The organism is Streptomyces sp. NBC_01669 (genome assembly GCF_026339735.1).
Taxonomy (GTDB): Bacteria; Actinomycetota; Actinomycetes; order Streptomycetales; family Streptomycetaceae; genus Streptomyces; species Streptomyces yanii.
Genome location: NZ_JAPEQG010000001.1, coordinates 3,195,499 through 3,221,541, shown reverse-complemented (window position 1 = coordinate 3,221,541; position 26,043 = coordinate 3,195,499). Strand labels below are relative to the sequence as shown.

The 26,043-nt window shown below is 69.9% G+C and carries 21 protein-coding genes, 1 tRNA gene and 1 pseudogene; 9 read left to right on the top strand and 14 right to left on the bottom strand.

Features of this window, described 5'->3' with window-relative positions:
- The first annotated feature begins 108 nt into the window (after window positions 1-108).
- Window positions 109-1,212: a ferritin-like domain-containing protein gene (locus OG972_RS14055; RefSeq protein WP_266981507.1), complete on the top strand. Its 1,104-nt coding sequence runs from the start codon at window positions 109-111 to the stop codon at window positions 1,210-1,212.
- A 43-nt stretch (window positions 1,213-1,255) separates the two neighbouring features.
- Here OG972_RS14055 and OG972_RS14050 read toward each other — a convergent pair whose 3' ends face one another.
- The 9 genes from OG972_RS14050 to ligD all read right to left on the bottom strand — a co-directional run bounded on the left by OG972_RS14050 (window position 1,256) and on the right by ligD (window position 10,657).
- Window positions 1,256-1,426 (bottom strand): hypothetical protein, encoded by a 171-nt coding sequence (locus OG972_RS14050; RefSeq protein ID WP_266981505.1) that lies wholly within the window; start codon window positions 1,424-1,426, stop codon window positions 1,256-1,258.
- Between the two features lie 69 nt (window positions 1,427-1,495).
- Window positions 1,496-1,966 carry a DUF3291 domain-containing protein gene (locus OG972_RS14045; protein ID WP_266981504.1) on the bottom strand — a complete coding sequence of 157 codons (471 nt, stop codon included), beginning with the start codon at window positions 1,964-1,966 and terminating at the stop codon, window positions 1,496-1,498.
- 87 nt (window positions 1,967-2,053) lie between these two features.
- A complete protein-coding gene (locus OG972_RS14040; protein ID WP_266981502.1) occupies window positions 2,054-3,511 on the bottom strand; it encodes a penicillin-binding transpeptidase domain-containing protein in 1,458 nt (485 codons plus the stop codon).
- Window positions 3,508-4,887 carry an FtsW/RodA/SpoVE family cell cycle protein gene (locus tag OG972_RS14035; protein ID WP_266981500.1) on the bottom strand — a complete coding sequence of 460 codons (1,380 nt, stop codon included), beginning with the start codon at window positions 4,885-4,887 and terminating at the stop codon, window positions 3,508-3,510. The genes OG972_RS14040 and OG972_RS14035 overlap by 4 nt, the downstream gene beginning before the upstream one ends.
- 55 nt (window positions 4,888-4,942) lie before the next feature.
- A complete protein-coding gene (locus tag OG972_RS14030) occupies window positions 4,943-6,286 on the bottom strand; it encodes a HAMP domain-containing sensor histidine kinase (protein ID WP_266981498.1) in 1,344 nt (447 codons plus the stop codon).
- On the bottom strand, window positions 6,283-7,044 hold the full coding sequence (locus OG972_RS14025; RefSeq protein ID WP_266981496.1) for a hypothetical protein: 762 nt from the start codon (window positions 7,042-7,044) through the stop codon (window positions 6,283-6,285). Before OG972_RS14025 ends, OG972_RS14030 begins: the two co-directional genes overlap by 4 nt.
- A gap of 113 nt (window positions 7,045-7,157) precedes the next feature.
- Complete coding sequence (locus tag OG972_RS14020; RefSeq protein WP_266981494.1) at window positions 7,158-7,475, bottom strand: zinc-ribbon domain-containing protein; 318 nt, start codon at window positions 7,473-7,475, stop codon at window positions 7,158-7,160.
- Window positions 7,472-9,631, bottom strand: a complete 2,160-nt coding sequence (locus OG972_RS14015) for a HEAT repeat domain-containing protein (RefSeq protein ID WP_266981492.1) — start codon at window positions 9,629-9,631, stop codon at window positions 7,472-7,474. Before OG972_RS14015 ends, OG972_RS14020 begins: the two co-directional genes overlap by 4 nt.
- A gap of 138 nt (window positions 9,632-9,769) precedes the next feature.
- Window positions 9,770-10,657 (bottom strand): non-homologous end-joining DNA ligase, encoded by an 888-nt coding sequence (ligD, locus tag OG972_RS14010; RefSeq protein ID WP_266981490.1) that lies wholly within the window; start codon window positions 10,655-10,657, stop codon window positions 9,770-9,772.
- A gap of 70 nt (window positions 10,658-10,727) precedes the next feature.
- Between ligD and OG972_RS14005 the strand changes: the two genes are divergently transcribed.
- Window positions 10,728-11,786 (top strand): Ku protein, encoded by a 1,059-nt coding sequence (locus OG972_RS14005; protein WP_266981488.1) that lies wholly within the window; start codon window positions 10,728-10,730, stop codon window positions 11,784-11,786.
- 133 nt (window positions 11,787-11,919) lie between these two features.
- On the opposite strand, the gene OG972_RS14000 is transcribed toward OG972_RS14005, so the two are convergent.
- From OG972_RS14000 to OG972_RS13990, 3 genes are all read right to left on the bottom strand, one after another.
- Window positions 11,920-12,090: a DUF397 domain-containing protein gene (locus OG972_RS14000; RefSeq protein WP_266990473.1), complete on the bottom strand. Its 171-nt coding sequence runs from the start codon at window positions 12,088-12,090 to the stop codon at window positions 11,920-11,922.
- A 37-nt stretch (window positions 12,091-12,127) separates the two neighbouring features.
- Entirely contained in the window at window positions 12,128-13,987 is a 1,860-nt protein-coding gene (locus OG972_RS13995; RefSeq protein WP_266981486.1) for a DUF262 domain-containing protein, read from the bottom strand.
- Window positions 13,988-14,209: 222 nt separating this feature from the next.
- Window positions 14,210-16,159, bottom strand: coding sequence for a protease pro-enzyme activation domain-containing protein (locus tag OG972_RS13990; protein WP_266981484.1), 1,950 nt, complete (start codon window positions 16,157-16,159; stop codon window positions 14,210-14,212).
- A 270-nt stretch (window positions 16,160-16,429) separates the two neighbouring features.
- Here OG972_RS13990 and OG972_RS13985 point away from each other — a divergent pair.
- Window positions 16,430-16,534: pseudogene (locus OG972_RS13985) on the top strand (serine/threonine protein kinase); the annotation flags it as partial.
- Window positions 16,535-16,639: 105 nt separating this feature from the next.
- Here OG972_RS13985 and OG972_RS13980 read toward each other — a convergent pair.
- Window positions 16,640-18,265 carry a hypothetical protein gene (locus tag OG972_RS13980; protein WP_266981482.1) on the bottom strand — a complete coding sequence of 542 codons (1,626 nt, stop codon included), beginning with the start codon at window positions 18,263-18,265 and terminating at the stop codon, window positions 16,640-16,642.
- A gap of 310 nt (window positions 18,266-18,575) precedes the next feature.
- Between OG972_RS13980 and glyA the strand changes: the two genes are divergently transcribed.
- The 4 genes from glyA (at window position 18,576) to OG972_RS13960 (ending at window position 23,946) form a co-directional block, all read left to right on the top strand.
- Complete coding sequence (glyA, locus tag OG972_RS13975; RefSeq protein ID WP_266981480.1) at window positions 18,576-19,850, top strand: serine hydroxymethyltransferase; 1,275 nt, start codon at window positions 18,576-18,578, stop codon at window positions 19,848-19,850.
- Between the two features lie 350 nt (window positions 19,851-20,200).
- Complete coding sequence (locus OG972_RS13970) at window positions 20,201-20,611, top strand: hypothetical protein (RefSeq protein WP_266981478.1); 411 nt, start codon at window positions 20,201-20,203, stop codon at window positions 20,609-20,611.
- A gap of 6 nt (window positions 20,612-20,617) precedes the next feature.
- A complete protein-coding gene (locus OG972_RS13965) occupies window positions 20,618-22,945 on the top strand; it encodes a hypothetical protein (protein ID WP_266981476.1) in 2,328 nt (775 codons plus the stop codon).
- 11 nt (window positions 22,946-22,956) lie between these two features.
- Window positions 22,957-23,946, top strand: a complete 990-nt coding sequence (locus tag OG972_RS13960; RefSeq protein WP_266981474.1) for a hypothetical protein — start codon at window positions 22,957-22,959, stop codon at window positions 23,944-23,946.
- A gap of 209 nt (window positions 23,947-24,155) precedes the next feature.
- On the opposite strand, the gene OG972_RS13955 is transcribed toward OG972_RS13960, so the two are convergent.
- Window positions 24,156-24,227 (bottom strand) — tRNA-Arg (locus OG972_RS13955).
- A gap of 208 nt (window positions 24,228-24,435) precedes the next feature.
- Between OG972_RS13955 and OG972_RS13950 the strand changes: the two genes are divergently transcribed.
- Both OG972_RS13950 and nrtL read left to right on the top strand, forming a co-directional pair.
- Window positions 24,436-24,918 carry a response regulator gene (locus OG972_RS13950; protein ID WP_266981472.1) on the top strand — a complete coding sequence of 161 codons (483 nt, stop codon included), beginning with the start codon at window positions 24,436-24,438 and terminating at the stop codon, window positions 24,916-24,918.
- Between the two features lie 55 nt (window positions 24,919-24,973).
- Window positions 24,974-26,038, top strand: a complete 1,065-nt coding sequence (gene nrtL, locus OG972_RS13945; protein WP_266981471.1) for an ArgS-related anticodon-binding protein NrtL — start codon at window positions 24,974-24,976, stop codon at window positions 26,036-26,038.
- The last annotated feature ends 5 nt before the right edge of the window (window positions 26,039-26,043 follow it).

The window sequence follows — 26,043 nt, the reverse complement described above, 5'->3', positions numbered from 1 at the left end:
AATCCCTCGCGCGCGACTTGTTGACCCGGCGTCTACCAACGTGTGAACCTGCCAACTGACGCAACCGCAGCGGAACTTATTCGAGCATGCGAGGCGAAGGAGCCGTCCGTGTCGACACACGACCTCTACACCACCGCCCCCGACACGCCCCTGTGGCAGGTGCCCGCCTCCGGCGCCGCCCGCTTCAGCTGGGACTACGACGACGGCCGTGAACGCCTTCTTGCCCTCTACCAGAAGGGCAAGGACAAGCAGTGGGACGGCAACAAGCGCATCGAGTGGTCCCTGGAGGTCGACCCCGCCGACCCGCTGGGCACCCCCGACGAGGCCCTCACGCTGTACGGCACCCCGCACTGGGCCAAGATGACCGAGAAGGACCGGGGCGAACTGCGCAAGCACTACACCTCGTGGCAGTTCAGCCAGTTCCTCCACGGTGAACAGGGCGCGATGGTCTGTGCGGCCCGGATCGTGGAGGCCGTCCCCGACCTGGACGCGAAGTTCTACTCTGCCACCCAGACCATGGACGAGGCCCGGCACGCGGAGATATACGGCCGGTTCCTGCACGAGAAGGTGCAGATGCTCTACCCGATCAACGACAACCTCCAGGGCCTGCTCGGTGACACCCTGCGCGACTCCCGCTGGGACATGCCCTACCTGGGCATGCAGGTCCTGATCGAGGGCCTGGCGCTGGCCGCGTTCGGCATGATCCGCGACACCACGACCAAGCCGCTGCCCAAGCAGATCCTCGCCTACGTCATGCAGGACGAGGCCCGGCACGTCGCCTTCGGCCGGATGGCGCTGCGCGACTACTACAAGCAGCTGAGCGACGCCGAACTGCGCGAGCGCGAGGAGTTCGTCATCGAGGGCTGCTATCTGATGCGCGACCGTCTCAGCGGCGTCGAGGTGCTGGAGAACTTCGGCATAGGCAAGCAGGAGGCCAAGGACCTCTCCGAGCACTCGGAGTACCTGCAGCTCTTCCGCAAGCTGCTGTTCAGCCGGATCGTGCCGTGCGTCAAGGACATCGGTCTGTGGGGCGAGCGGCTGCAGAAGGCGTACGTCGACATGGGCGTCTTCGAACTCGGCGACTCCAACCTGGACCTGCTGATGGCCCAGGACGAGGAGATCGCCGAGCAGCTGGACCGCGACCGGTTCGCGGCGGAGGAGCAGGCGCGGGTCGCGGAGGTCGAGGAGGCGATAGCGGAGGGTGCTGCCTAGAGGATGCCGACGGCCCGGTGCGAGGGTCTTCGACGGCCGGCGCTCAGAGGCCGGTCGTGAAGCCGCGCACCAGCTCCGCCACCCGCACCGGAGCCTCCAGCAGCATGGCGTGCGTCGCCGCGATGCCCTCGGCGGTGATGCACGGCCGCTGCGTGACCAACTCGGCGAGATCCCGGGCCCGGCCCCGCCCGTACGTGTCCATCAGCTCGTCCATCCACTCCAGTCCGGGCGCCGGCGGGACGCGGTGCAGGGCCCGGACGATCAGGAGCGCGCCGATCGGCGATCAGCCCGCGGCCGGGGCGGGCGCCGGGAAGCTGGTCCGCAGCGTGAACGCCCTGTCCGTCGGGCCGTGTTCGCGCAGGATCCGCAGGCGCTCCTCGGCATCCTGTACCGTCGGGCGCTCGCCCGCCGGAACCCACCACAGCGCGGTCATCGCCTCCTCCACCCGCTCGAACCATTCGCGGCGCCGGGCGAGGAGTTCGCGATGCTGCCCCTGGTACATGAAGGCTGTCAGCGCGTCCGTGTCGCGCCACACCGACATGTTCACGATCAACCAGGAGTCTCCGAAAACCGGTACGTCGGTGGCGTTCCCGGTCTCGCTCTGCAGCCTCCAGATGAACCCCGAGGCCTGGTCGGCGACCGCGTTGACCGGATCGAGGGCATCGACAAAGTCTTTCAACTCGGGTGAGTCCAGCGGGAATGTGAGCCGGGCGATGTTGACCTGGGCGAGTTCGTGGCCAGTCTCCGATGTCATGGCTGCACAGTAATCAGCGCGTGCCGCGCCGCACGGGCCGTTCCGAGCCGCGAGACGGCCCGGATGGTGGTGCGCCTCTGCGCGCCGTCAGCCCCGCAGCGCCGCCTCCATGACGGCCCGGGCGATCGGCGCCGCGCTGCCGCCCCCGCTGATGTCCGCCCGCTTCGCGGCGGCGTCCTCGACGACCACCGCGACCGCGACCGCCGGCCGGCTCGCGTTCGACGCCTGTGCCCAGGAGATGAACCAGGCGTACGGGGTACCGGAGTTGTCGATGCCGTGCTGAGCAGTGCCGGTCTTGCCGCCGACCGTCGCCCCGCCGATCGCGGCATTGGATCCGGTGCCCTGCTCGACGACGTCGATCATCATCTGCCGCAGCTGCGTCGCCGTCCGCGGGCTCATTGCCTGGTGGTAGGGGCGCGGGCCGTTCTGATGGACGGTGGTGCCGCTCCTGGTCGTCGTACGGTCCACCAGATACGGGTACTTGAGGTCACCGCCGTTCGCGACGGCCGACGCCACCATGGCCATCTGCAGCGGTGTCGCCGTCGTGTTGAACTGTCCGATCGACGACAGGGCCAGTTGGTCGTTGCTCATATCGGTGTCGAAGTTGCTTCTGGCCACGCCGGACGGGATCCTCAGCCCGCTGTCGTTGAAGCCGAACTTCCGCGCCGCCTTCACCATCCCGTCGAGCCCGACCTCCACCCCCAGATGGGCCATCACGGTGTTGCACGACACCCGGATCGCCTCGGCGAGCGACGCGTACTCGCAGCCGCGTGCCTCATTGGGGAGCGTGGTGCTGGTCCCCGGCAGGACGTACGGGGACGGGGTGTCGGTCTCCGCGTCGGGGTCCTCGACCACATCCGCGTCGAGCGCCGCAGCCGCCGTCACGATCTTGAAGGTGGAGCCCGGCGGATAGGTCTGCCGGATCGCCCGGTTGAGCATCGGCTGGCTCCTCGCCCTGTTGAACTGCAGCCAGGCGTCGGTGACCGACGAACCGGTGCCGGAGAGCCGTTCGGGGTCGTACGAAGGGGTCGAGACCAGCGCCAGGATCTTGCCGGTCGACGGTTCGAGGGCGGCGACCGCACCCCGCCGCCCGCCCAGCCCGGCGTACGCGGCGCGCTGCATGGAGTCCTTGACGGTCGTTGCGACGTTGCCGCCGGGCTGCCGGCTGCGGGTGATCTCGTCCCACAGCGGCAGCGGGGCGAGCAGCGGATCGGTGCCGGAGAGGATGTCGTCCTCGGCGTTCTCGATGAGCGTCGTGCCGTACGTCTGCGAGGCGTACCCGGTCACGGGCGCGTACAGCGACCCGTCGGTGTAGGTGCGCTCGTAGGTGAGCTGCTCGTCCGTGTTCTTGGAGCCGGTGACCGATTTCCCGCCGACCAGGATGTTGCCCCGCGGCTGGTCGTAGCGGTCGATCGTCCGGCGGCGGTTGGCGGGGTTGTCGTCCAACTCGTCCGCCTGGAAGACCTGGATGCGGGCGGCGTTCAGCAGCAGCGCCATGAGCAGCAGCAGGCAGAACGCGGCGGCCCGCCGGATGTAGCGGATCACGACGGGTCCTCCACGATCGGTGCGATGTCCCCGGTCTCCACCTGGTCGGGATGGGGGGTGCGGGCGAGGTCGCTGATCCGGATGAGCAGCGCCACGATGATCCAGTTGGTCACGACGGACGAACCGCCCTGGGCGAGGAATGGCATCGCCATGCCCGTCAGCGGGATCAGTCCCATCACGCCACCCGCGATCACGAAGACCTGGAGGGCCAGGATCGATGCGAGCCCGATCGACAGCAGTCGCCCGAAGGGGTCGCGCAGGGCGAGCCCGGCCCGGTAGCCGCGGGCGACCAGCAGCGCGTACAACAGGAAGACCGCGGTCAGTCCGGAGAGCCCGAGCTCCTCGCCCGCCGTGGCCAGGATGAAGTCGGACTTGGCGGCGAAGCCGATGAGGATGGAGTGGCCGAGACCGAGCCCGGTGCCCAGCATCCCGCCCGCGGCGAACGCGAACAGCGACTGGGCGAGCTGGCTCGGTCCCTCGCCCGCGTCGATGGAGGCGAACGGATCGAGCCAGTCCTGCACCCGGCTGTGCACATGCGGCTCGAAGGAGCCGACGGCGAACGCGCCGACGGCGGCGAGCAGCAGCCCCACCGCGATCCACCCGGTCCGGCCGGTCGCCACGTACAGCATGATCACGAAGAGGCCGAAGAAGAGCAGCGAGGTCCCCAGATCGCGCTCAAGGACCAGCACCCCGACACTGAGCAGCCAGATCGCCACGATCGGGCCGAGCACCCGGCCGGTGGGCAGTTGGAGTTTCCAGATCCTGCGCCCCGTGTAGGCGAGCGCGTTGCGGTTCGCGGAGAGGTACGCGGCGAAGAAGACGGCGAGCAGAATCTTGGCGAACTCGCCCGGCTGGAACGAGAATCCGCCGATCCGGATCCAGATCTTGGCACCGTTCACCGCGGGGAAGAAGATCGGCACGATCATCAGGACGAGCGATGCGGCGACCGACAGGTACGCGTACCGCTGGAGCATCCGATGGTCGCGGAGGAAGACGACGACCACGATGAAGAGCGCGACCCCGAGCGTCGACCAGATCAGCTGGGTGGGCGCCGCCTGGTCCTTCGGGGTCTCCAGGTCGAGCCGGTAGATCAGCACCAGCCCGAGGCCGTTGAGCAGGACGGCGATGGGGAGCAGCAGCGGATCGGCGTGCGGGGCACGGAAGCGGACGGCGAGATGGGCGAGGAGTGCGAGCAGCCCGAGGCCGGCACCGTAACCGGCGACATCGGGCGGGATCGCGTGGTCGTGAGCGAGGCCGACGGCGGCGTAGCCGTAGACGGAGATGAGGACGGCTCCGACGAGGAGCGCGAGCTCGACCCCGCGCCGCTTGGGCAGGCGTAGCTGCGGCGGGGGTGCGTCCGTCCTCGTTGCGGTCATGCCCCGCAACGTAGCAAGAGGCGCACCATATTCCCCTTATGTCAGTTCATTTCCCTTACGTCGCCTCTGTCTGGTCGTCATGGCCGGGCGGTTCGCCGTCGTCGAGCCGTACGTACTCCGGGAGCGTCAGCCGCGCCACCGCCCCGCCGTCCTCCGCGTTGGCGAAGACGAGCTCGGCGCCGATGGCCGCCGACTGCCCGACGGCGATGGTCAGTCCGAGCCCGTGGCCCTTGCCGCTCCCCTCGGTACGGAACCGCTGCGGACCACCGGCCAGCAGATAGTCCGGGAACCCCGAACCGTGATCGCGTACGGTCACCACCGGCCCGTCGACCGTCACGACCACCGGCGGCCGGCCGTGCTTGTGCGCATTGGCGATCAGATTGCCGAGGACCCGCTCCAGCCGCCGCTTGTCGGTCTCCACGCGCACGGGCCTCGCCCGGGTTCCGCCTTCGGCCACGGTTCCGGCTTCCGCCCCCAGGACGCGGACCTCGGTCTCCGTTCCCGAGGCGCCCGCCACGCGAACGGCGAGCGGAGCCAGTTCGTGAACCGCGAGATCGACCTCTTCCGTCCGGGCGTCGAGCCGGGAGATCTCCAGCAGATCCTCCGTCAGCGCCCGCATCGTCCGCACCCGGTCCCGCACCAGCTCGGCCGGGCGGCCCGCCGGCAACAGCTCGGCCGCGGCCGAGAGACCGGTCAGCGGGGTGCGCAGCTCGTGCGCCACATCGGCGGTGAAGCGCTGCTCGGCCAGCAGTTTGCGCTGGAGCGTGGACGCCATGGTGTCCAGCGCACCGGCGACGATCGCCACCTCGTCCTGCGGGCGCGACGGGTCCCGGGTGCGGGGATCGTCGACGCGGGCGTCGAGATCGCCCGCACCGATCCGGCGGGCCACCCGGGCGGTCTGGTGCAGCCGACGGGTGACCCGGGTGACGGCGAATGCGCCGACCAGCAGCGTGGCGCCGATCGCCAGCAGCGAGGAGCCGACGATCGCCCGGTCGAGGCTGTTGATCACGTGGGCGCTCTGGCTGTAGTCGACCACGGTGGCCAGCGCGCGGCCGTCGGCCGGGCCTGCCGCCCACATGGTCGGACGCCCGTGGCGGCGGGCGACGAGCGTGCCCCGACGCCCGCTCACGGCGAGGGCACGCAGGGACGCGGGCAGCCCGGGTGGATCGATACCGGAACCCGGCGGGAGCGCCTCGCCGGCTTCGTACGCCGCGGTGACGTCGTCCAGCCGGGAGAGCGCCTCGGTGCGGGCCTCGGCGACGGTCTCCCGGGTCACCGCGGTGTGCACCAGTGCGCCCAGCAGCGCGGCGAGTGCGCAGCACATCACGGTGATGAACACCGCCGCCTTCCAGGTGAGCGTCGCGGTCCACGCGGGCGCGCGCAGTCTCCGTCGCCTCATCGCCGCCCCGCGGAGGCGGTGACCGGCGGCGGCGCCATGGTCGGTTCAGGGCTGGGCTCCGCGCTCGGCCGGCCGCTGGGCGCCGTCTCCGGGGCCTTCCGCAGGATCTCGTCCCGCGTCGGCAGCATCGCGCGCTGGTGGTCGTCCCAGGACCAGGCCGTCCGGTATTCGTATCCGGCGATCGCCGACGGCACTCGCATGATCACGTCCCGCCCGGCCAGCTCCACGCTGATCACGGAGTCCGAGACGGCCATGATCCGGGTCAGCCTGCCCGCCTCCGCCATGTAGGCGCGCACGGAGAGCCGCCCGTCGCTCCTCCGCACGCCGAGCACCATGTCGTCCCTGCCGTCGCCCGTCAGATCGCGATAGTACGGCTGCAGGACCGGGCAGGCGGCCGGCGCGGTGCGGCACGCGGTGATCTTCCGGATCGTGTCCGCGGGGAGCTCGTCCGAACCGCTGGACCGGCTGGTGGTGGCCTCCAGGCCGGCCTGCACCACGGCGACCGGGTCCACCTCGTGCACATCGTCGTGCGGGACCGTGATCCCGGGGATGCGCGCCGTCGCGCCCTCGCCGTAGTCGTACGGGGCGGCGGAGGCGGGCGGCAGCTGCGGCCAGAGCCGGGCGGGCCCGATGGCGGTCGGGGCCCTTCCGGCACTCTTCAGCTCGCCGCCGACGCCACAGCCGGCCAGCAGCGCGGTGCCGAAGCCGGCCACGAGGGCCGCCTTCGCGCGGCGCGTCACCCGGCGATGCGGGCGCATGACTTCCTCCCTTCCCGGACGTCCGGTCATGGGTCTGCCGACCCGTAACCCATCGACCTTATGCGGAAGGAAGTCCCTTATGCCTTTTTGCTACCGGTGCTGCCGGAGGTGTATCAGCGCTGGTAGGGGTTCTGTCCGTCCTGGGCATACCCCGGCTGCTGCGGGGCCTGTCCGAACGGGTTGCCGTCCTGCGACGCCACGTGCTGGGCCAGCAGTTGGTCGGCCTGCTCCTTCGGGATCTTCTGCTCCCCGCCGCAGAACGTGCACTGCGTCGCGTACTTCGTCGAGAACGGGAACAGGGGCACGAAGAACAGCGTGAACTTCGTGACCCGCTTCCGCAGTGTGTGCGCGGACGGATTGCCGCACCAGCCGCAGACCAGCGTCAGAACGGCCAGTTGGTACAGATAGCCTCGCGTACCAAAAATGATCATGTCGTGGGCCCCTTCCCCGTTACTTCGTGAAGCGCTCGCCGGCAGAGCACCAGCAGCTTTTCGTCCTCGTATGTGTCGTGGCTGCCGTACCCGCCGTCCATGGCGTTGTGACGTCGTACGGAGGCGAGTTCGGCACGCAGCACATGTGCCGCATCCGACCCTGCACCAGCAACACCCATCAGCGCCAGGCATTCGGCCACCCGGACCCTGACATGACGGTTCTTCTCCCAGGCGGCCAGCATGACCGGTACGGACTCCTCGGACCGCCCCGTCACCTCCCACAGCGCGATCGCCGCATCCACCCGCAGCCACAGCTCGTCGTGGAGCAGCAGCGCCCGCAGCCGGGGCGCCACCGCGGCCGCGTGCGCACCCAGCCCGCCCAGCGCGCTCACCGCCGAGCGCTGCTCGTGCGCGTGCTCCGCCCCCAGGCCCTCGACCAGAACCGGCAGCACGGCCTCCGCGTCCCCCTCGATCGCCCACAGCGCCTGAGCCGCTTCCGTCGCCGCCGGGGTCCCCGGGCGGCGGATCAGCGCCCGCAACTCCGGGACGGCGCACCGGGCGGCCGGGCCGAACGAGCCTAGCGCCCGCAGCGCCGAGGTCCGCAGCCACTCCCCGCGGTACTCCGGCGCCCCCCGCAGAACCCGCAGCACCTCCGGCGCCGCCTCGCCCGCCCGCAGCGCGGTCAGCCCGCCGAGCAGCGGACTCGCCCGGTCGTACACCCCTTCGTCGAGATCGAGCCCGCCCAGCCTGTGCCGCAGCACTCCGGCGAGCGGCGCCGCGGCCGCGCCCAGATACCCGATGGCGAACCCCACGTCGTGCGGTACCTCGGGCCGCTCCAGCGCGGCGGCCAGCGCGGGCACCGCACGGGCGTCACCCAGCCGGGCCAGCGCCTTCACCGCGCTGCCGAGCCCCGGCGGCTCGCTCTCCCACTCCTTCACCCAGTTCCCGGGATCCGACGCCACCCGCGCAGCCAGCGCGTCCGCGGCGGGCGCGGCCAGCCCGAACAGTTCCTCCAGCATGTGCGAGGCGGCCTCGGCCAGCCGCGGCTCGGGGTCCGCGAGCTGGGCACCCACGAGGCGGACCAGCTCCTCGTACGAGCCCCGCCAGGCCCGTATCAGCCCGCTGCTCATCCGTACTGCATCGATGCGCTGCCAGCGGTCGGGGCTGCGCAGCTGGTCGATCAGCAGCGCGCTCCGGTCGGCGACCCGGTCGTCGAGCCCGACATGCAGCGTCCGCAGCAGATCCGCCGTCCAGGGGGCGCTGCGCCCGGCGGATTCCGCCGCGGACAGTGCCCGCACCTGCCCCACCAGGGTCACCGGCGCACCCCGCTCCTCGGCGGGTTCGCCCGGACCCGGCTCGTCGACCTGTGCGGCGGCGTCCACCGGGTCCGGCACGCCGACCGCTGTGCCGGGTGTCGAGCGCAGCTGCGTCAGCAGCCCCGCCACCATCCGTACGACATCGCCCGGCAGCGCGTCCGGCGCGCAGCGGGCCAGTTGGGCGAGGGCAGCCAGCCGCAGCGCCGGGGCGTACGCCTCCGCGGCGAGGCGGCTCAGCCAGTCCGCCGCCTGCCCGGCCAGCGGGCGGTTCCGCAGCGCGACCCGACCCGCTGCCTCCACGAGCGCGAGCCGCACCTCCTCGTCCGGCTCCACCGGCAGCCGCTCCCGCAGCAGCGCGAGGACCCGCGCCGGGTGGCTGTGCAGCGTGGCGAGCGCCAGCGGCGCGGCGAGCCGTACCCCCGGGTCCTCGTCGGCGATGAGCTCGAAGAACGCCCCGGCGCCCGCGGTGACGGCCGAGGCCGCCATCGCGTAGTTCGCCGCGCCCTCGATCTCCTCCTCGTCGAACTCCTCGATGTCGAACTCCTCGTCGTCGTCCTCGTCCAGATCGATGCCGCCGATGCTGGTGAGCAACTCGACGATGCTGCCCCGGTCGTGGATCCCCGGATCCACGACCAGCTCGAAGAGGAAGGGAATGCAGGCGAGTGTGCAGGCGTACACATCCCCCTGGTGGTGAACGGCCCCGTACATACCGTCCAGCGCCTGTTCGCGCTCCGCCGGATCGGCGGACGCGAGCCCCCGCAGCAGGCCCGGCACGTCGTCGGCAGGCCCGTAGGCATGCTCCATCGAGGCCCAGTCGACCTCGTTGATTTCCGCGAACATGCCATCGCCTCCCCGCGGATTCACGTATTGCAGTGTCTGCGCAGAGTGTGCACCACGGCCCGGGCAATCCACCCGCCACATGCAGCCTTTTGCTCGCAGGCATGACAACGGCCGGATGCGTGCGCCACGACCCGGGGATCAGGGCAGCGGCCGGGCCCGGTTCGGATTGATGAGCGGGCCGAGCAGATCCCCGTACCGCTCCAGCCGCCCGGCCATGTCATCGGCCAGAAAGACCAGCTCGGCGGGGCTCCGGCAGTCCTCGATCTCGGCCCAGGTGACGGGCGCGGACACGGTCGGCTCGGCCCTGGCGCGCAGCGTGTACGGGGTGGCGGTGGTCTTCGCCGCCGCGTTCTGACTGAAGTCGACGAACACCTTCCCGGGCCGCAGCGCCCGCGTCATCCGGTGCACCACCAGCTCCGGAAGATCCCGCTCCGCCTCCACCGCCAGCTGTTTGGCGTACGCCGACACCCGGTCGGAGGAGGCCGGCTCCAGTGGTACGAGAACATGCAGCCCCTTCGATCCGGAGGTCTTCCCGTGCGCGAGCAGCCCGTCCGCCGCCAGCCGGTCACGCAGCCACAGGGCCACCGCGCAGCACTCCACGACGGTTGCCGGCGCCCCCGGATCGAGGTCGAACACCATCCGGTCGGCGATGCCCGGGCTGTCTGCCTGCCACTGCGGCGTGTGGAACTCCACCACCAGGTTCGCCGCCCACATCAGCGACGCCAGATCCTGGATGAGCACCTGTCCGGCCTGCTGCGCCGTATACCGCGGCACCTCGGCGATCCGCACCCAGGACGGGGTGCCCGGCGGGGGGTTCTTGGTGAAGAACCGCTGCCCGTCCGGCCCGTCCGGATAGCGCAGGAAGGACACCGGCCGGTTGTACAGATGCGCGAGCAGGACCCCCGCCGCCGTGGCCGCGTAATAGTGCAGCACCTCGCCCTTGGTGGTTCCGGTGGCCGGATACAGAACCTTGTCGAGATTGCTGAGCGCCAGGCGCCGCCCCTCCACCTCTGTGATCGGCGTCATACGATAAGAATCACATGAAGTCAGGAACAACAGTGATCTATCGGTATCTCCGTGAACAAAGGGGTGAACGGTGAGGTCCATCTGGAACGGCGCGATCTCCTTCGGGCTGGTCAGCATCCCTATCAAGCTGGTCAACGCCACCGAGAGCCACTCGATCTCCTTCCGTCAGATCCACCTGGCCGACGGCGGCCGGATCCGCTACCGGAAGGTCTGTGAAATCGACGAGCAGGAAGTGACGGCCGCCGAGATCGGCAAGGCGTACGAGGACGCGGACGGCTCGATCATCCCGATCACCGATGAGGACCTCGGCTCGCTCCCGCTCCCCACCGCGAAAACGATCGAGATCGTCGCCTTCGTGCCCGCCACCGAGATCGACCCGCTCCAGATGGACACGGCGTACTACCTCTCCGCCAACGGAGTCCCCGCCGCCAAGCCGTACACGCTGCTGCGCGAGGCCCTGAAGCGGAGCCAGAAGGTGGCCGTCGCCAAGTTCGCGCTCCGCGGCCGGGAGCGGCTCGGCATGCTGCGCGTCGTCGACGACGTGATCGCGATGCACGGCCTGCTCTGGCCCGACGAGATCCGCGCCACCGACGGTGTGGCCCCGGAGACCGACGTCACGGTCCGCGAAGCCGAACTCGATCTGGCCGACGCACTGATGGCCACTCTCGGCGAGGTCGACATGGACACCCTCCACGACGACTACCGCGAGGCGGTCGAGGCGCTGATCGCCTCGAAGGCCTCCGGCGAGGCACTCGAACCGGCAGCGTCCGGCGACACCGGCGGCGGCAAGGTCATCGACCTGATCGCGGCGCTGGAGAACAGCGTCCGGGCGGCGAAGAAGGCCCGCGGCGAGGAGGCGGAAGAGGCGGAGGAGTCCGAGAGCGCACCGGTGGCCGAGGTGACGTCGCTCGCCGCCCGCAAGAGGAGCGGCGGAACCGGCGCGAAGAAGAAGGCCTCCGCGACCGCCACGCCCCGGAAGACCACCGCGAAGAAGTCGACGCCGGGCAGAGCCCCGGCGAAGAAGACCGCCGGGCGGTCGACCACGAAGTCGACCGCGAAGACGGCGACGAAGAAGACCGCGAAGACGACGGCCAAGAAGGCAACACCCAAGAAACGCGCATCGGCCTGACGGGTCGCTCCTCGGCCGAGGCGCCATCCCACCGAGCATTCACCCCTGTTGGCTTCCCGCGGCGACCAGTGGCTTGAGGAGCGGGGCCCCTTGCCGTGCGGAAGCGGAGCACATGTGGAACTCGCTGTGGAAGTCAAGGCGAGCAACGATGGGCAAGGAGACGGCTGAGCGCGGGACCCTCTTTGCTGTCGCGGATGGGGAGGAAGCGGGCGAGGCTGTCGGCGACTTCGACGCACTCGTCATTGCCGCCGCGGTACGAGCTGGTGCGCCACCTCGAGCCCGACAGGTGATGCCGCTCCCGCAGCGTTTCCTACAACAGATGTCCCTCTGCTGGACCCCGCTCATGCCCCCCCGACGGAGTCGACGACCGGCATGGCCCGCAGCTCCGCCTCCGACGGCCAGATATTTACGGCCAAGGAAGCGAGGTAAGCCCCTCGGGCATGGATCCGGTGCTCGTCCCACGAGGAGCTCCAGTCGCCGAAAGCGCTGATGTGGGCCCCCGCCGGCGCATTGAGCAAGGTGCCGTGAGTGAGCCGGAGAAGGCTGTGTTCACCGAGCCATTTCCGCTTGTCCTCCCACGCCATGTTTCCCAGCGCGGGGTTGAGACGGGCGGTCACCAAGGTCAGATTGCCGAGCGAGTGGACCAGCTCGTCACGGCCGGAACCCTCGTCGGGATCGTCCTCCAACGGTGGCCAGTTGTCGCGCCAGCTCTGAGGCATGACATGCTCGATCGTCAACTTGGATCCGAGATCCACGCCGACCGGCACGGTGAGCTGCTCGGTGTGGTCGGTGCGGAGCGCGTCCTCCAGGGCCTCGAGCAGGATCCGCACCCGATGGCGGTAGAGGCGCGTGTAGAGCGGGTCCTGCTCCAGCACAGTCGTGAAGTCGACGTCCGTGGGCCACTGACGATGGTGGCCCTGCATTCCCGAAAGTGCTGTGATGACCGCTTCGTCCGCCGTTTCCGGCTGCTTGGACGCAGCCGCGACAAGGTCCCGGAAGACATGGTTGTAGTCGCGGTTGCTGAGGTTGAGAATCGCCCGGCGGACGAGGTAGCTGTCCATGGCGCGGATCGCACGCCGGCGCCGCAGTGGAGGCAGCACCTTGTCACCCAGACCGTAGAGGAACAGAAGCAACGGCATGGGCGTGGAGGTCTGCATGACCTTCAGCCGGTACAGGAACCTGCCCTCGCTGCCGTCGAGCGGGTGTTTGTCGATGCGGTCATAGATCTCTGCGTACCGTGCCAGCTCGGCGAAAACGTCCTCAGTGGGTACGTCCTCCGCTCGCAGCCATCGCTCGAACTCCTTGAACAGGGCGGATGCGGTGAACTCGCGCCGCGTGCGCATGGTCAGCCAGTAGGTCAGGAAGACATCCAGCCGACTCCGGGTGATGCGGCCGGTCGTCTGCTCGGTGCGCCACTGCGACTGATCGAAGGGGGCCCAGTACGTCAGATAGAGCCGTTCGACATCGGCGCCGGCATGTTCGGCTTCACGGAAAAGCAGGTTCTTCACCAGATCCGCGTGCTCCAGTGGAGTACCACGGCTGTTGAGCGTTTCGAACACGACCTGAGCATCGTCGTGCTCCTCCAGATCGATGATGACCAGCCGCAACTGCTCCCTGAGCGTCTGCACCAACGCGTCGAGACGGTCCTCCGGGACGGGCACCTCCGCCAGCCAGCCGTCGAGCTCCTGCCGGAAGTACGCGACAGCTTCGCCGAGTCGGCCGTTACCCTCCTGGCCGAGCATCACGGACCGGAACTCCTCACGGTCGGCGTTGGTCGGCCACACTTTGTAGAGATGGTCGGGATACTTGTCCGCATCGAACAGGTCCCTGTCGTTCTCCAGGAACTTGCTGAGCAGTCGCACCGATTTCTTGTCGTTCAGCGCGGTCGCCGACAGCCGTGCGGCGTACAGGAACAGCTGCAGTGTCGTCAGCCGCTGCTGCCCGTCGATGACCTGCCGCGTCTCCAGGTTCGATGACAAATACGGTGTCTGGTCGAAGACCACCGCGCCGAGGAAGTGCGGGGGCACTGTCTCGTCGCTTTCCTGCGCACGCTCGAAATGCTCGACCGTCCGGCGGATATCCTCCCACAGTGCGGCCCAGTTCTCGCCCATCGTCCATACGTAGGGTCGCTGGAACAGCGGCACCGTGTACCGGACGTCTTTCCCGAAGATCCGTCGCAGGTCAACGGTGTCCGCCCTCATCCCGACCCCTCCCTCGTGTCCTACCCCCGTCACCGTAGCGATCACGGGGCAGCCTCTCAGGGCGAACGTGGGAATCGCTCGGGAACGAGGGGGCATGTACAAGCCGATTCGACAGGGTGGTCCAGGGCGGATCCCCCGAAGTGGGTCCCGTCAGGGGCCGACTTTCGACAAGACTGCCCCGGAGCCGCAGCCCCGGGGCAGTCATTGTATCGAGCCCGTGCGTCAGTACCGGCGGTACGAGTTGACGTATCCGGCCGCCGGAGTCCCGACACCCGTCACGTCGTCGTATCCCCTGACCGCCTTGAGCGAGGCGTCCTTGCCGAGGCTGCGCACCGACGTCAGCAAGCCGTCCGCCGCGTCGGAGCCGTTGGCGAAGTCGACGCGGGCGACCGCGAGGTCACGGTCGGCACCCAGCGGGTGGTCGGTGACGTCGTGGTACGCCGTCGAGCCGTACCGGGCGTAGATAGCCGGGTTGGCGAAACCGAGCGGGCCGCCGTGCTGGGCCTGCTGCGCGAGCGCCTGGACGCCCGCGATGACCGGCGCCGCCAGCGACGTACCGCCGATGCGGTACTCGTCGTAGCCGAGGGAGCCGTCGGGCAGCGTCTGCGTCTGGCCGACCAGGAAGCCGGTGTTCGGGTCGGCGACCGCCGCGATGTCCGGGGCCGTGCGCATCCGCTTCTTCCCGTTCGCCTGCGCGAGCGAGTCCGGGACCACGCCGCGCTGGTAGAACGGCTGCTTCACGGTCGAGCTGGTGCCGCCGCCCGCGCCGGAGGTGTACGCGCCCGGGAAGCCGGTCCAGCTCTTGCCGTCGGCGGCGAGGTTCGCCTTCAGCGTGCCCCAGCCGGTCTCCCACTGGTACGTGTCGTTCTTGCCGACGGCCAGTGAGGTGCCGCCGACCGACGTCACCCAGGCGGAGTTGGACGGGACGTCGATCTGCTTCGTGCCGGTGGACGCGACGTTGTCGCCTGCGTCACCGGAGGAGAAGTAGAAGCCGATGCCCTCGACCGCACCCATCTTGAAGACCTGGTCGTACGCGGCCGCGACGTCCGGGGTCTCGTTGGCCTCGATGTCGCCCCAGGAGTTGGAGACGATGTCGGCGAGCCGGTGGTCGACGATCTTGTTGAGCGAGTCCAGCAGGTCGGCGTCGTAGCAGGACGCGCCGCCCACGTAGACGATGTCGGCGGAGGGCGCGACCGCGTGCACGGCCTCGACGTCGAGGGTCTCCTCGCCGTACCAGCCGGAGGCCCCGCACTCCTCGGTCTTCGTGTAGTCGTCCGGCAGGACCTGGCTGAGCTGACCGCGCCTGTACGGGGCGTCGCCGTTGCGCGCGGCGTACTCGGCGGCGTCCTTCGCGATGGTCGGCGAGGCGTACGCGTCGGTGATCGCGACGGTCACGCCCTTGCCGGTCCAACTGCCCGCACCGTACGCGGCACGCAGCTGCTTGCCGGTGTAGCCCTTGATCGCGTACGGCACCTTGGAGCCGTAGGCGCTCGGCAGCGTCGAGGCCGTCCTGGAGCCGAAGTACGAGGAGAACGGACCGGAGTTGCGGAACACCGCGTCCGGCGGCGGCAGCGTCTCGTCGTGGCTCGACTTGTGCGGCGCGTTGTCCAGACCGGAGACGGCGAGGACGGCGTTGCTCAGCGCGGCCGGGACAGAGGCCGTGGAGGACGGGGCGCGGTAGGTCCGGCTGCCCTTGCGGTAGTTGCGCAGCTGGGTGCTGAACGCCTTCTCGGCCGCGGCGACGTCACCGGTGGCGGAGACGTAGTGCTGATGGGCGCCGGTGACGGTCAGACCGCTCGACTTCAGCCACTGGACCACCTGGTCGATCTGCTGCTGGGTCGCCCCGAACCGGGCCTGCGCCTCCTTGGCGCTCAGGTACTTCCCGTACGAAGGGGACGCCGGGTCGGACACGGCGGCGGCGTAGGCCGCCAGCCCCTTCGCGTCCCGGCCGGCCAGATGGACCCGGACACTCACCTTTCCGCTGTCGGCGGTGGCGCCCTGGTCGGCCTTGGCCGTGGCCCAGACCGGCTTGGTGCCCTGCAGAGCGTCGCGACCCGCGGGTGCGGAGTCCGCGCTGGCGGACGGTATGCCGAGGGCGAGGGCACCGGCGAGCAGCGGCAGTGTCGCTGCCATGCTCAGCCCGGCGCGACGCCTGGCGCGACTGGTTCTCATGTAACCCCCTGCGATGTGGTTCTTCGCGTGTGGAGCATGTGCCGGATGATGTGCACATGTAAGTCGCCACTCTGGCGAGGAACCCCTTACCTAAGGGGCATGCATTCGCCAAGAAACTGTCAAGAGGGGGCAACTGAAGGGAAGTTCGAGGTGAAAGGTCGGGAATGTGCGTGATCGGGAGGTCGCTGCTCCGGCCGCTTCGGTCCGGTCCGTCTGCGCGACGGCCGCGCGCCCCGCGGCGAAGAACGCCGGAACGAGGCGAAGGCCACGGCGGGCATCCAGCACCGTGACGTCAAGCCCGCCAACGTCCTCCTGCGCACCGACGGCCGCCCCGTCCTCACCGACTTCGGCATTGCGGCGATCCGCGAGTCCACCCTCGCAACCCCTCGTCGCCGTTCCAGAACGATCAGCCGGTGCTCCGGGTGTACGTATCCGACAAGTACGGCGGCGCCTTCCTCGCCGCGCACATCGACGGCCGGATCATCGAGAAGAACCCGCGGGCGCAAGGCTGACGGGATCGGTCGGCGAGGGCAGCCCCAGTCCGTACGAGCTCTCGACGACATACGTGCAACTCGTATATGTATAGCCCGGTTTGATCCGCGATCCGGACGAGTAGCTGTCCACGGCCGCGCTCGCACCCGTGCCGTGCTTGTACAGGAAGTGGTACTCGCCCGCAGGAAGCCGCAACCGCACCTTCGGGTAGCTCCTGCCGCCGGACTTGCAGGCGAGCGACGACCCGCTGACCTCCGAGGTGTACTGCCGGCAGCTGCCGCACCGCCCCAGTGAGACGCGACCGGTGACCGGACCGGTGTAGAGGATCTCGACGCCGCTCGGGGCGTCGTTGCTGATCACGAGCTCCATCCGGGAACCGCCCGGACTCCCGGAAGGCGGCAGCCGCTTGCCCGCCGCGGGCCGGTCGGCGGCGATCTCCGCGGCGATGGCGATGTCCCGGGCGTGCGCCCGCCGCTTGTCGTTCCTGTACGTGGCGGCGAACTCCGTCAGCGTTTTCCGGGCGTCGGCGAACTGCTTGGACCTGAACTGGTCCACCCCGCACGCGTACACGCCGTTCCGGATCCCGGTATCGGCCTCCCGGGCCCGCGCGGAGACCGATGCGTCGGGCAGTGCCTTCACGGTCGTCCGGAGCCCGCGCAACGTCTCGGTGGCAGCGCAGGGACTGCTGCCGCCCACCGCGCCGACCTGCTCCTTGATCTTTCCGGAGACCGCGGGCCCGACCTTCTTGGCCTGCGCCGATCCGGGGAACGTACGCAACAGCTCGGCCAGATCGCCGCCGGACGTCCCCACCGTCGAGTCGCCCAGCTCGGACACCCCGCACGTGTACAGCGAGGTGGCCAGCGGGTCGTCGGGCCAGCCGGCCAGGTCGCCCAGGAGCTTCGGGTCGATCGACTTCGGCACGGTCCGCAGATACGTCAGCGGCGCGACTGCCTCGCAGTGCTTCCCCTGACGGTACGGGGCGGCGACCGCCTCGTAGTACGCGCTCAGCCGCTTCGGTACGAGCTTTCCCGCCCTCGACCCCGCGTGCTCCTCACCGAGCTCCCGGTACACGGCGAGGGCGGAACGGTAATCGGCCCGGGCCGCATCGAAGGTCCTGCCCGAGGCGGCCTTCACCGTCCGGTCGCCTTCGCCCAGCCGGTCGAGCAGCATCTGCTCGACGGCCTCGTCCTGCGCGGAGCCGTAGAACACCACGCCCCCCGCCGGCACCGCCAGCAGCACCACTCCGACCCCGGCCGCCACCACCGGCCGCCACGATCCGCCGACAGCGGTACGCCGCCCGATCCACGCGCCGTGCACGACGGCCGGCACCATCACGACCACATACGCGACGACCAGACCCCCGGTCACACCGTCGGGGTCGGCGGGCAGCGCGACCAGCAGCAGCACACCGGTGGCCAGCCAGCACAGAACGGCCCCGCCCCAGCGCCCCACCAGGGCATAACCGATCCCGAGCCCCGAGAGATTGAGCAGCCCCACCGTCGTGGCGCGCAGCGCGGCACCGGGAGGCGGCGGTCCGACGGTCGGCGGACGGGACGGCGGCGGCGGAACCGGGGGAGAATCTTCCGGTCCGAAAGGCGGATCGCCCCAACTCATACCGGCCCCCCAACCGTTGGGCACGGCACCCCTGACCGCGCCCGGCCCCACCACCATCCTCGCCGCCACGAAGGGTGTCAATCAGGGCGGAACATCCACGAACGGCCCATCCAAAAGCCACCCGGGCCGCCCCCCATCAGTAGACTGGGAGGCGCCGCGACTGGCGCGCATCCCGGCAGGGGTGCTCCGTGGAACCGACCACGAGGAAGCGGCACACTCCGGGCCTGCCCGGAGGCGTCACCGCCGGAGAGCCGTCCGCCTGGGCATCCGGGTCCACGCCGCAGCAATGCGCCAGACCCGGGAGGATCCCGTGACGACACCCGAAAACCGCCGCCCCGCACTCACCGCCACCGACCCGGAGCTCGCCGCCCTCGTCACCGCGGAGGAGCGGCTCCAGGCCGACACCCTGCGCCTGATCCCCAGTGAGAACTACGTCTCCGCAGCCGTGCTGGAGGCCTCCGGCACGGTGCTCCAGAACAAGTACTCCGAGGGCTACCCCGGCAAGCGGTACTACGAGGGCCAGCAGATCATCGATCAGGTGGAGACGGTGGCCGTCGAACGGGCCACATCCCTCTTCGGCATGGATCATGCCAATGTGCAGCCGTACTCCGGCTCGCCCGCCAACCTCGCGGTGTATCTGGCTTTCCTGCAGCCCGGCGACACCGTGCTCGGCATGTCGCTGCCGATGGGCGGCCACCTCACACACGGCTGGGGCGTCTCCGCGACCGGCACCTGGTTCCGCGGTGTGCAGTACGGCGTCCGCCGCGACACCGGCCGTATCGACCTGGACGAGGTCCGCGACCTGGCCCTGGCCGAGCGCCCCAAGGTGATCTTCTGCGGCGGTACGGCAGTGCCCCGGGAGATCGACTTCGCCGGCTTCGCCGAGATCGCCAAGGAGACCGGCGCGGTCCTGGTCGCCGACATCGCCCACATCGCGGGCCTGATCGCGGGCGGCGCCCACCCCTCGCCCGCCCCGTACGCAGACGTGGTCTCCACCACCACTCACAAGACCCTGCGCGGTCCGCGCGGGGCGATGCTGCTGAGCCGGGCGGAGCACGCCCGCGCCATCGACCGCGCCGTCTTCCCCGGCCTTCAGGGCGGCCCGCACAACCAGACGACCGCAGCGATCGCGGTGGCCCTCAAGGAGGCCGCGACCCCCGGCTTCAGCGCCTACGCCCACCAGGTCGTGGCCAACGCCCACACCCTGGGGGAGGAGTTGGCTTCCCGCGGCTTCGACCTGGTCTCCGGCGGCACGGACAACCACCTCCTGCTGATCGACCTCACCGGCAAGGACGTACCCGGCAAGATCGCGGCGAAGGCCCTGGACCGGGCCGGCATCGTCGTCAACTACAACGCCGTCCCGTACGACCCCCGCAAGCCGTTCGACCCGTCCGGCATCCGCATCGGAACCCCCGCCCTGACCTCCCGCGGGATCCCCGCCTCCGAGATGGGCACGGTCGCGGAGTGGATCGACCGGGTGGTCGAGGCGGCGCGCACCGGTGACGAGGCCGTGGTGGAGAAGGTGCGCGCAGAGGTGAGGACCCTGATGGATGCGTACCCGGCGCCGGGGCTGCCGGTGGGCTGATCCGGGCCCGGCCGTTTCGCCGGAGGTCCGGCGTCTGCGACGGAACGGCCGAATCCGCCCCTTGCCGGGGCGCCGCGTTCTGTCCCCCCACCGGTTCCGTCTGCTCTCCTGGGCTGCCGGGCGGCCGGAGGGCCGACACCGAGGACGTGGTGCCCTGGAGCACCCCGCGATCTGATGCCCGCGACGGCTGCGCGGATGCGATGCAGGCCGGCGGCGCCGCGGACAACGGGACGGACGATGGCCCGCGGTGATCGATGCAAACCGTCAGGATTCGCCCAGCGCAAGGATCTTGATGCGATGACGGACGAGTCTGTGGTTAGCATCCTGGCAGCCACAGTCGAGGGAGTTCCGTGTCTTTTGATCAGGAGTGGGCCGAGCTGAGGCAGGCCGCGCAGACCCGGCTGAACAGCGCCGGACCCGGTCACGGCGGCCTGCCGGACGTGAAGATCAACGCGTCGGGCAAGACAGCGGCAGTCAATGCGCTGGAGACGCAGATCCAGCCCGGTGTGCGGAAGGCGGGCGTGGTGGCGGACGACTCGACCACGGGCGCGGTGACCGCGTTCACCGGCTGGCAGACAGGTTCCGGACTGAAGGACGCGCACGCGGAATGGGAGAAGCAGGTCGAGAGCCTTCAGGGCCGGCTGGCCCGCGACAAGGAGGCTCTGCGCCAGACCAGGGGCGACTTCCAGTATGTCGATCATGAGATCAAGGGCGACATGGGGAAGATAGCCGCGCTGTCCCCCGAGACCGACGGGAGGTAGGCGCCGGTGCTGACCTACCAGGACGTCATGACGATCAACCTTGCCCCGCTCACCAAGGCCGCCGACGACTGGGACGGCATGGCGGACGGCTTTCAGGACCTGGGGGAGCTGTACGGCGCCACGGTCCAGAGCGTCTCGACCGACGGTGAGTGGATCGGTCTCAGCGCGACCGCCGCGCAGGGGCAGTTCAAGGCCACACGCGGTCAGATGAGAGCCGCTCGGGTGGAGGCGAGAGCGATTGCCTCACTCCTGCGTGACGCCCATGAGCAGTTCGTCACGTTGGTCGGGGCGGTGAAGAACCTGGTGGCGGACGCCCGGGCGAATGACCTGTCGGTGGACTCCAAGGGGCAGGTGTCGTACGACTACAGCGCAACCGTCAGATACCACAACGACCCCGACTACCAGGACTTCGTCCGCAAGCAGCAGGCAGCCGTCGATGACTGGAACAAGCAGATTGCCGCTGCCGTGAGGGCTGTGGACGACGCCGATCAGGGGGTGCTGCTCGCCCTGCACAAGGCCGCCGGGGTGAAAGGGTTCTTCGAACGGGCGCTCAACCCGTTCGGGACGCACGACTTCAACGGGACCGCGGTCGGTGACATCGAGGTGTACGAGGCCCGGGAGGCCAAGGAGTACGCGGACCGGCTGCTCGCGGGGGAGAAGCTCAGTGCGGAGGAACGGGCGGCGATGGACCGGGACTTCAGGGACAACGCCCACGACAAGGTGTTCAGCCGGACCCTGCTGAACTCGCTGGGTCCCGAGGACACGCTGAAGCTGACCAACCGGTTCAACGACCTCGCGTACGGCGACGACAGCAAGCACAAGTCGGCGTACCTGGGTCTGGAGCGAGGCCTGGCGAACACGGTGGCGGGCGCCACCCGGGTCCCTGACTTCAAGGGCCCCGACGGCAAGAAGGCCGCCTACGGCTCCAAGGCGTACCGGGACGCCTTCTCGCGATGGTCGAGGAGCGACGACGCCACCTTCTACAACGACTGGCGGGAAGGGCTGAAGTCAGCCGGCCTGGAAAAGTACGACCTCGACGCGGCGGGCGACAAGGTCAACACCGTCGCCAAGGGCCACGGCCAGCAAGTACGCGGTTACCAGAGTCTCATGACGCTCCTTCAGCAGGGCGGCGACGACTACTCACCGCAGTTCACGGCCGACATCACCGACGACATGATCGCGGCCGAGAAGAAGGACAAGAACGTCTGGGACCTGTACGGCCGGTTCGACTCCGGTTCCGGCGACGGATGGTTCGCCAACGACCCCGTCGACGCAGCGCTCGGAATCATGGGCCGCGACCCCGAGGCGGCGACCGGGTATCTCGACCCGCATTCCGGTGACGGCAGCAACGACCGCCTCGATTACCTGCTCAAGGAGCGGGACTGGGATGTCACCGACACCACGAACTGGCGGGGCAACATCGAATCCGTCGGCAGCGACACGGTCGATGGCGACAACCGGGTCGGTCTCGGCGCTGCCATCGAGGCAGGGGCCACCGGACACCCGGCCGGCGACACCTCCCACCAGAGTGACGGGAAGCACAGTCCGGCCGAGGCGCGGATCATGCAGCAGACGGTGACCCTCCTCGATCAGGGCACCAAGGGCGACAGCATCGAAGCGAACCTGCGCGACCCGCTCGCGCGTGCCCTCGTGGACTACGCGCCCGACACCCACAACACGCTCACCCACGACCCGCGTTACGCATACACGCAGGGCGGCGAGATGTTCCGGGACGGGGACGGCGGTCATCTCAACGTCTCCCAGGACTCGCTGACCCGGGTGCTGCGCGGCGTCTCCGACAACCCGCAGAACTTCGCGCACCTGTACGACGCCGAACGCGCGCAGGCCGCGCACGCGCTCGGCGGAGCCGACGCGACCTACAGCAACAACAAGGACTGGGAGAACCGGGTCGCCGATGTCGGCATGGGCAGCGGCGTGTTCAACGCCATCGGTGTCGACGTCATCCTCGACGACCGCGATGCCCGCAAGGGCTGGATCGACGACGTGGCCAGGTACTCGTACCACGGGGTCGGCGCACCCCTGACGATCATTCCCGGGGTCGGTGACGCGGCCCAGCGAATGGTCGACGCCGCCACCTACGAGTGGTCGAAGGACGTGAAGGCGGAGGCGGACCAGGTGGCCAATGTGGGCGTGGCCAAGGAGATGGGCGTCAAGGCGCAGGGCTCCCACGACCTGATCAACCAGTGGGCCGCCGGGCGTGGCATGGACTACAAGAAGGATCCGGTCGTGAACTACCTGCAGGACTACATGAATCTGCACTACAGCAGCGCACGCAATCAAGCCCTTGCGGACCTGCACCGGGGGCTGTCCTGATGAGGAAGTCCGTGATCGCCGTGACCGTGGCAGCCGTCCTGGTGGCGGGCGGCGGGGCCGTGTACGCGACAGGTGCCTACGACCAGTGGCGCGATGGACAGGCACTCGAGGAAGGGTGCGGGGGGCTGGTCGACGCGGCCGAGATGATGAGCGCCCTGGGAGCCGAGCGCGTGAGCGGCAAGGACACGGGTGGCGGAGGCTGCCGCGCCTTCGACCCCAGCGGTACGAAGGCGTCTGTGACCGTCTCGGTTCAGCGCGGCCCGGACGCCGAGTCGGTGGTGGTGAACGCGGACCGGATCCTCGCCCACGATCGCGCCGGGCTGCTCGTTCCGGTAGGGGGAGGCCGCCCCGCATTGGTGTCGGCCGGCAGCGGTTCCGAGCCGTACGCCACTGCCTTCCTGGCCTGCGGAAAGGGAGCGGACGACGATCTCGTCCTGAGCCTGACCGCTGTCCGGGACCGGCCCGTGGGCAGCCTGCAGGAGCGGCGCGACGGTATCGCGGCGCTGGTGACCCGGGCCCTGGAGCGGGCGGCCGAGCAACACCACTGCGCCCTCCCCGGCGTCACACGGACAAAGAGCGTGCCGCCCGGGGCGTTCGAGAAGCTGAAGAAGCCCGGCGAAGCGACCGGAACGTGCCGGGGAACGGAATCCGCCGCGTACGAGACGGAAGCGGACGGCGCGGCGCCCATCGAACAGTGCATCCTGGCCGGGGCCGACGGCAAGCAGACCTTCCGAGTCGCCGCCTACTACGGCCCCTACCCGAACGCTCCCCGCCACGACCCGCTCCGCAGCCCCTACGACTACGTCGGTACGTCGGGCAGTAACGACGGCACGTCCTGGACCACCGCGACCTGCCCCGCCGGCAACGCGCTGTACACCCTGGAACCGCTCCTGCCGCACGCCACCGTCTCCGAACGCGAACGCACAGCTCTCCGTGTCTTCGCCACCGAGTCGGCCGAGCGACATGGATGCGGAACGCCCGCCCCGGCCGACCGACGATAGGGGGCGACGGGGCTGTTGCCGCATGTCGGGGGAGAGGATCGACGGCGACGCGGGGCAGGGTCCATCCGGGGGCGGCGCGTCCGACCTCGGGTGGACCGCTTCCGCGAGTGGGGCCGCGGCCTTCCGACTGCAGATCGTCGGGAGAAACGCCAAGACCCCGCCCCAGCGAGTTCGCTGATGGCGAGGTCTGTTCGGCACTTCCTGCGAAGTGCCCCCGGCAGGATTCGAACCTGCGCACCCGGCTCCGGAGGCCGATGCTCTATCCCCTGAGCTACGGGGGCGTGTCGCCGTATTGCTTGGCGACGAATGAAACACTACCAGCTTCTGGCGGGTGTCCGTGAACAGGTATTTCCGTGCGGTCACCGTCGCACGTCGCCCCCCGCGCCCCGGCGCCGCCGTGCCCCGCGTTGCCGGGGCGCTCGCGCGCCCGTCCGCCGGGCCGCCGTGTCGGCCATGTGCCCTCCGCCGACCACCCGTCCGGGGCCGGAAATGGGCAAAACGCGGACGCAGCCCCTACGCCGGACCTACCCTCGGAGTGTGTCAGGGGCGTGTGGCCGCGTGCTTGTTGTCGACGACAACAAGGTCATCCGGCAGTTGATCAGGGTCAATCTTGAGCTTGAGGGCTTCGAGGTCGTGACCGCGGCCGATGGTGTCGAGTGTCTGGATCTGGTGCATCAGGTCTGTCCGGATGTGATCACCCTCGATGTCGTCATGCCCCGTCTCGACGGTCTGCAGACCGCCACCCGGCTCCGTTCCGATCCCCGGACCAGCCATCTGCCTGTCGCGATCATCAGCGCCGGTACGCAGTACGACGTGGACAACGGCGTCGCCGCCAGGGTCGACGCCTTCCTGGCGAAGCCCTTCGAGCCGAGCGAGCTGGTGCGGCTCGTACGACAGTTGGCGAACAGGGAGGCCCCGCCGTCGATCGACGGCAGACACCCTGCCGGGAGGGCGGAGAGCGCCGCGGGCTGACCGCATGGCGAAACCGGGTCGCGAAAGGCCCCCCTCCCTCCCCTACGCTTGTCCCGTGACCCCCGCCGATCTCTCCAGGACCGTGCTGCACGCTGTGCGCCGCGCGGTCGACGAGGACGTCCTGCGCGCGCCCGTGCCCGCGCGGGTGCGGGTGGAGAGGACCAGGCCCGGCGGGACCGGGGACTACGCCTGTGCCGTCGCGCTGCAGTTGGCCGGGCCTGCCGCGCGTCCGGCCAGGGAAGTGGCCGGGATCCTGCGGGACCGGGTCGCCGGTGCGCCCGGGATCGGGCGGGTCGACGTCACCGGGCCAGGGTTCCTGAGCTTCACCCTCGACGCGTCGGCCGATGTCCGGGCGCGCGAGGCACTCGTACGCGAGGTGCTGGCGCGAGGGACCCGGTACGGACACGGGGACACGCTCGCCGGAGACATCCTGCAGTTCAGCCACGCCCGCGAGGTCCGGGCGGCGGTCACCACCCACACGCTGCGCGCGATTGCGCGCACGCAGGGCGCGCTGGCGCGTACCAGCTGCGACGGGTCGCCCGACCCGGACTGGGCGCGGCTGGGTGTCCACATCGACGCACAGGGGAGGCTGCCGGCTCCGCTCACCGCCATCCGGCCCGTTCCCGCCGGTGCCGGTGCGGGGGAGCTGCTGCGGCGGCTCGGTCCCGACGCCACCCGGTGGGGACTGCTGCGGCCGGCCGGACACGACCACGCCCCGCTCGGTGCGGAGCTGCTCGTCCAGGGCGTCGGCAACCCGCTCTTCCTGGTCCGTTACGCCCACTCCCGGGCCTGCGCCCTCACCCGCGGCGCAGCCCTGCTCGGATTCACCGGGACGTACGACGACGACGTCGACGCCCCCGCACTGCTGCGTACACTGGCCGACTACCCCCAGGCTCTCGCCGCCGCCGCCCGTCACCGCGCGCCCGACCGGCTCGCCCGGCAGCTCGAAGAGGTTGCGCACGCCTTCTTCGACTTCCACGACGCCTGCCCGCCGCTGCCCAAGGGCGACGAGAAACCCTCGGCCGCCCATCGCTCCCGGCTGGCCGTTGCCGAAGCTGCCGGGGCGGTGCTCGCAGGCGGCCTGTCCCTGCTCGGCATCAGCGCACCCGAAGTCCTCTGAGAGAC

Bases quoted from the DNA above. Each gene is read 5' to 3' on its own strand.
- OG972_RS14045 (WP_266981504.1), bottom strand. From the start codon at position 1,966: ATGACATCGGAGACTGGCCACGAACTCGCCCAGGTCAACATCGCCCGG.
- OG972_RS14020 (WP_266981494.1), bottom strand. From the start codon at position 7,475: ATGATCATTTTTGGTACGCGAGGCTATCTGTACCAACTGGCCGTTCTG.
- ligD (WP_266981490.1), bottom strand. From the start codon at position 10,657: ATGACGCCGATCACAGAGGTGGAGGGGCGGCGCCTGGCGCTCAGCAAT.
- OG972_RS13950 (WP_266981472.1), top strand. From the start codon at position 24,436: ATGGGCAAAACGCGGACGCAGCCCCTACGCCGGACCTACCCTCGGAGT.
- OG972_RS14025 (WP_266981496.1), bottom strand. From the start codon at position 7,044: ATGCGCCCGCATCGCCGGGTGACGCGCCGCGCGAAGGCGGCCCTCGTG.
- OG972_RS14035 (WP_266981500.1), bottom strand. From the start codon at position 4,887: ATGACCGCAACGAGGACGGACGCACCCCCGCCGCAGCTACGCCTGCCC.
- OG972_RS14050 (WP_266981505.1), bottom strand. From the start codon at position 1,426: ATGGACGAGCTGATGGACACGTACGGGCGGGGCCGGGCCCGGGATCTC.
- OG972_RS13995 (WP_266981486.1), bottom strand. From the start codon at position 13,987: ATGAGGGCGGACACCGTTGACCTGCGACGGATCTTCGGGAAAGACGTC.
- OG972_RS14030 (WP_266981498.1), bottom strand. From the start codon at position 6,286: ATGAGGCGACGGAGACTGCGCGCGCCCGCGTGGACCGCGACGCTCACC.
- OG972_RS14015 (WP_266981492.1), bottom strand. From the start codon at position 9,631: ATGTTCGCGGAAATCAACGAGGTCGACTGGGCCTCGATGGAGCATGCC.
- OG972_RS13990 (WP_266981484.1), bottom strand. From the start codon at position 16,159: ATGAGAACCAGTCGCGCCAGGCGTCGCGCCGGGCTGAGCATGGCAGCG.
- OG972_RS13980 (WP_266981482.1), bottom strand. From the start codon at position 18,265: ATGAGTTGGGGCGATCCGCCTTTCGGACCGGAAGATTCTCCCCCGGTT.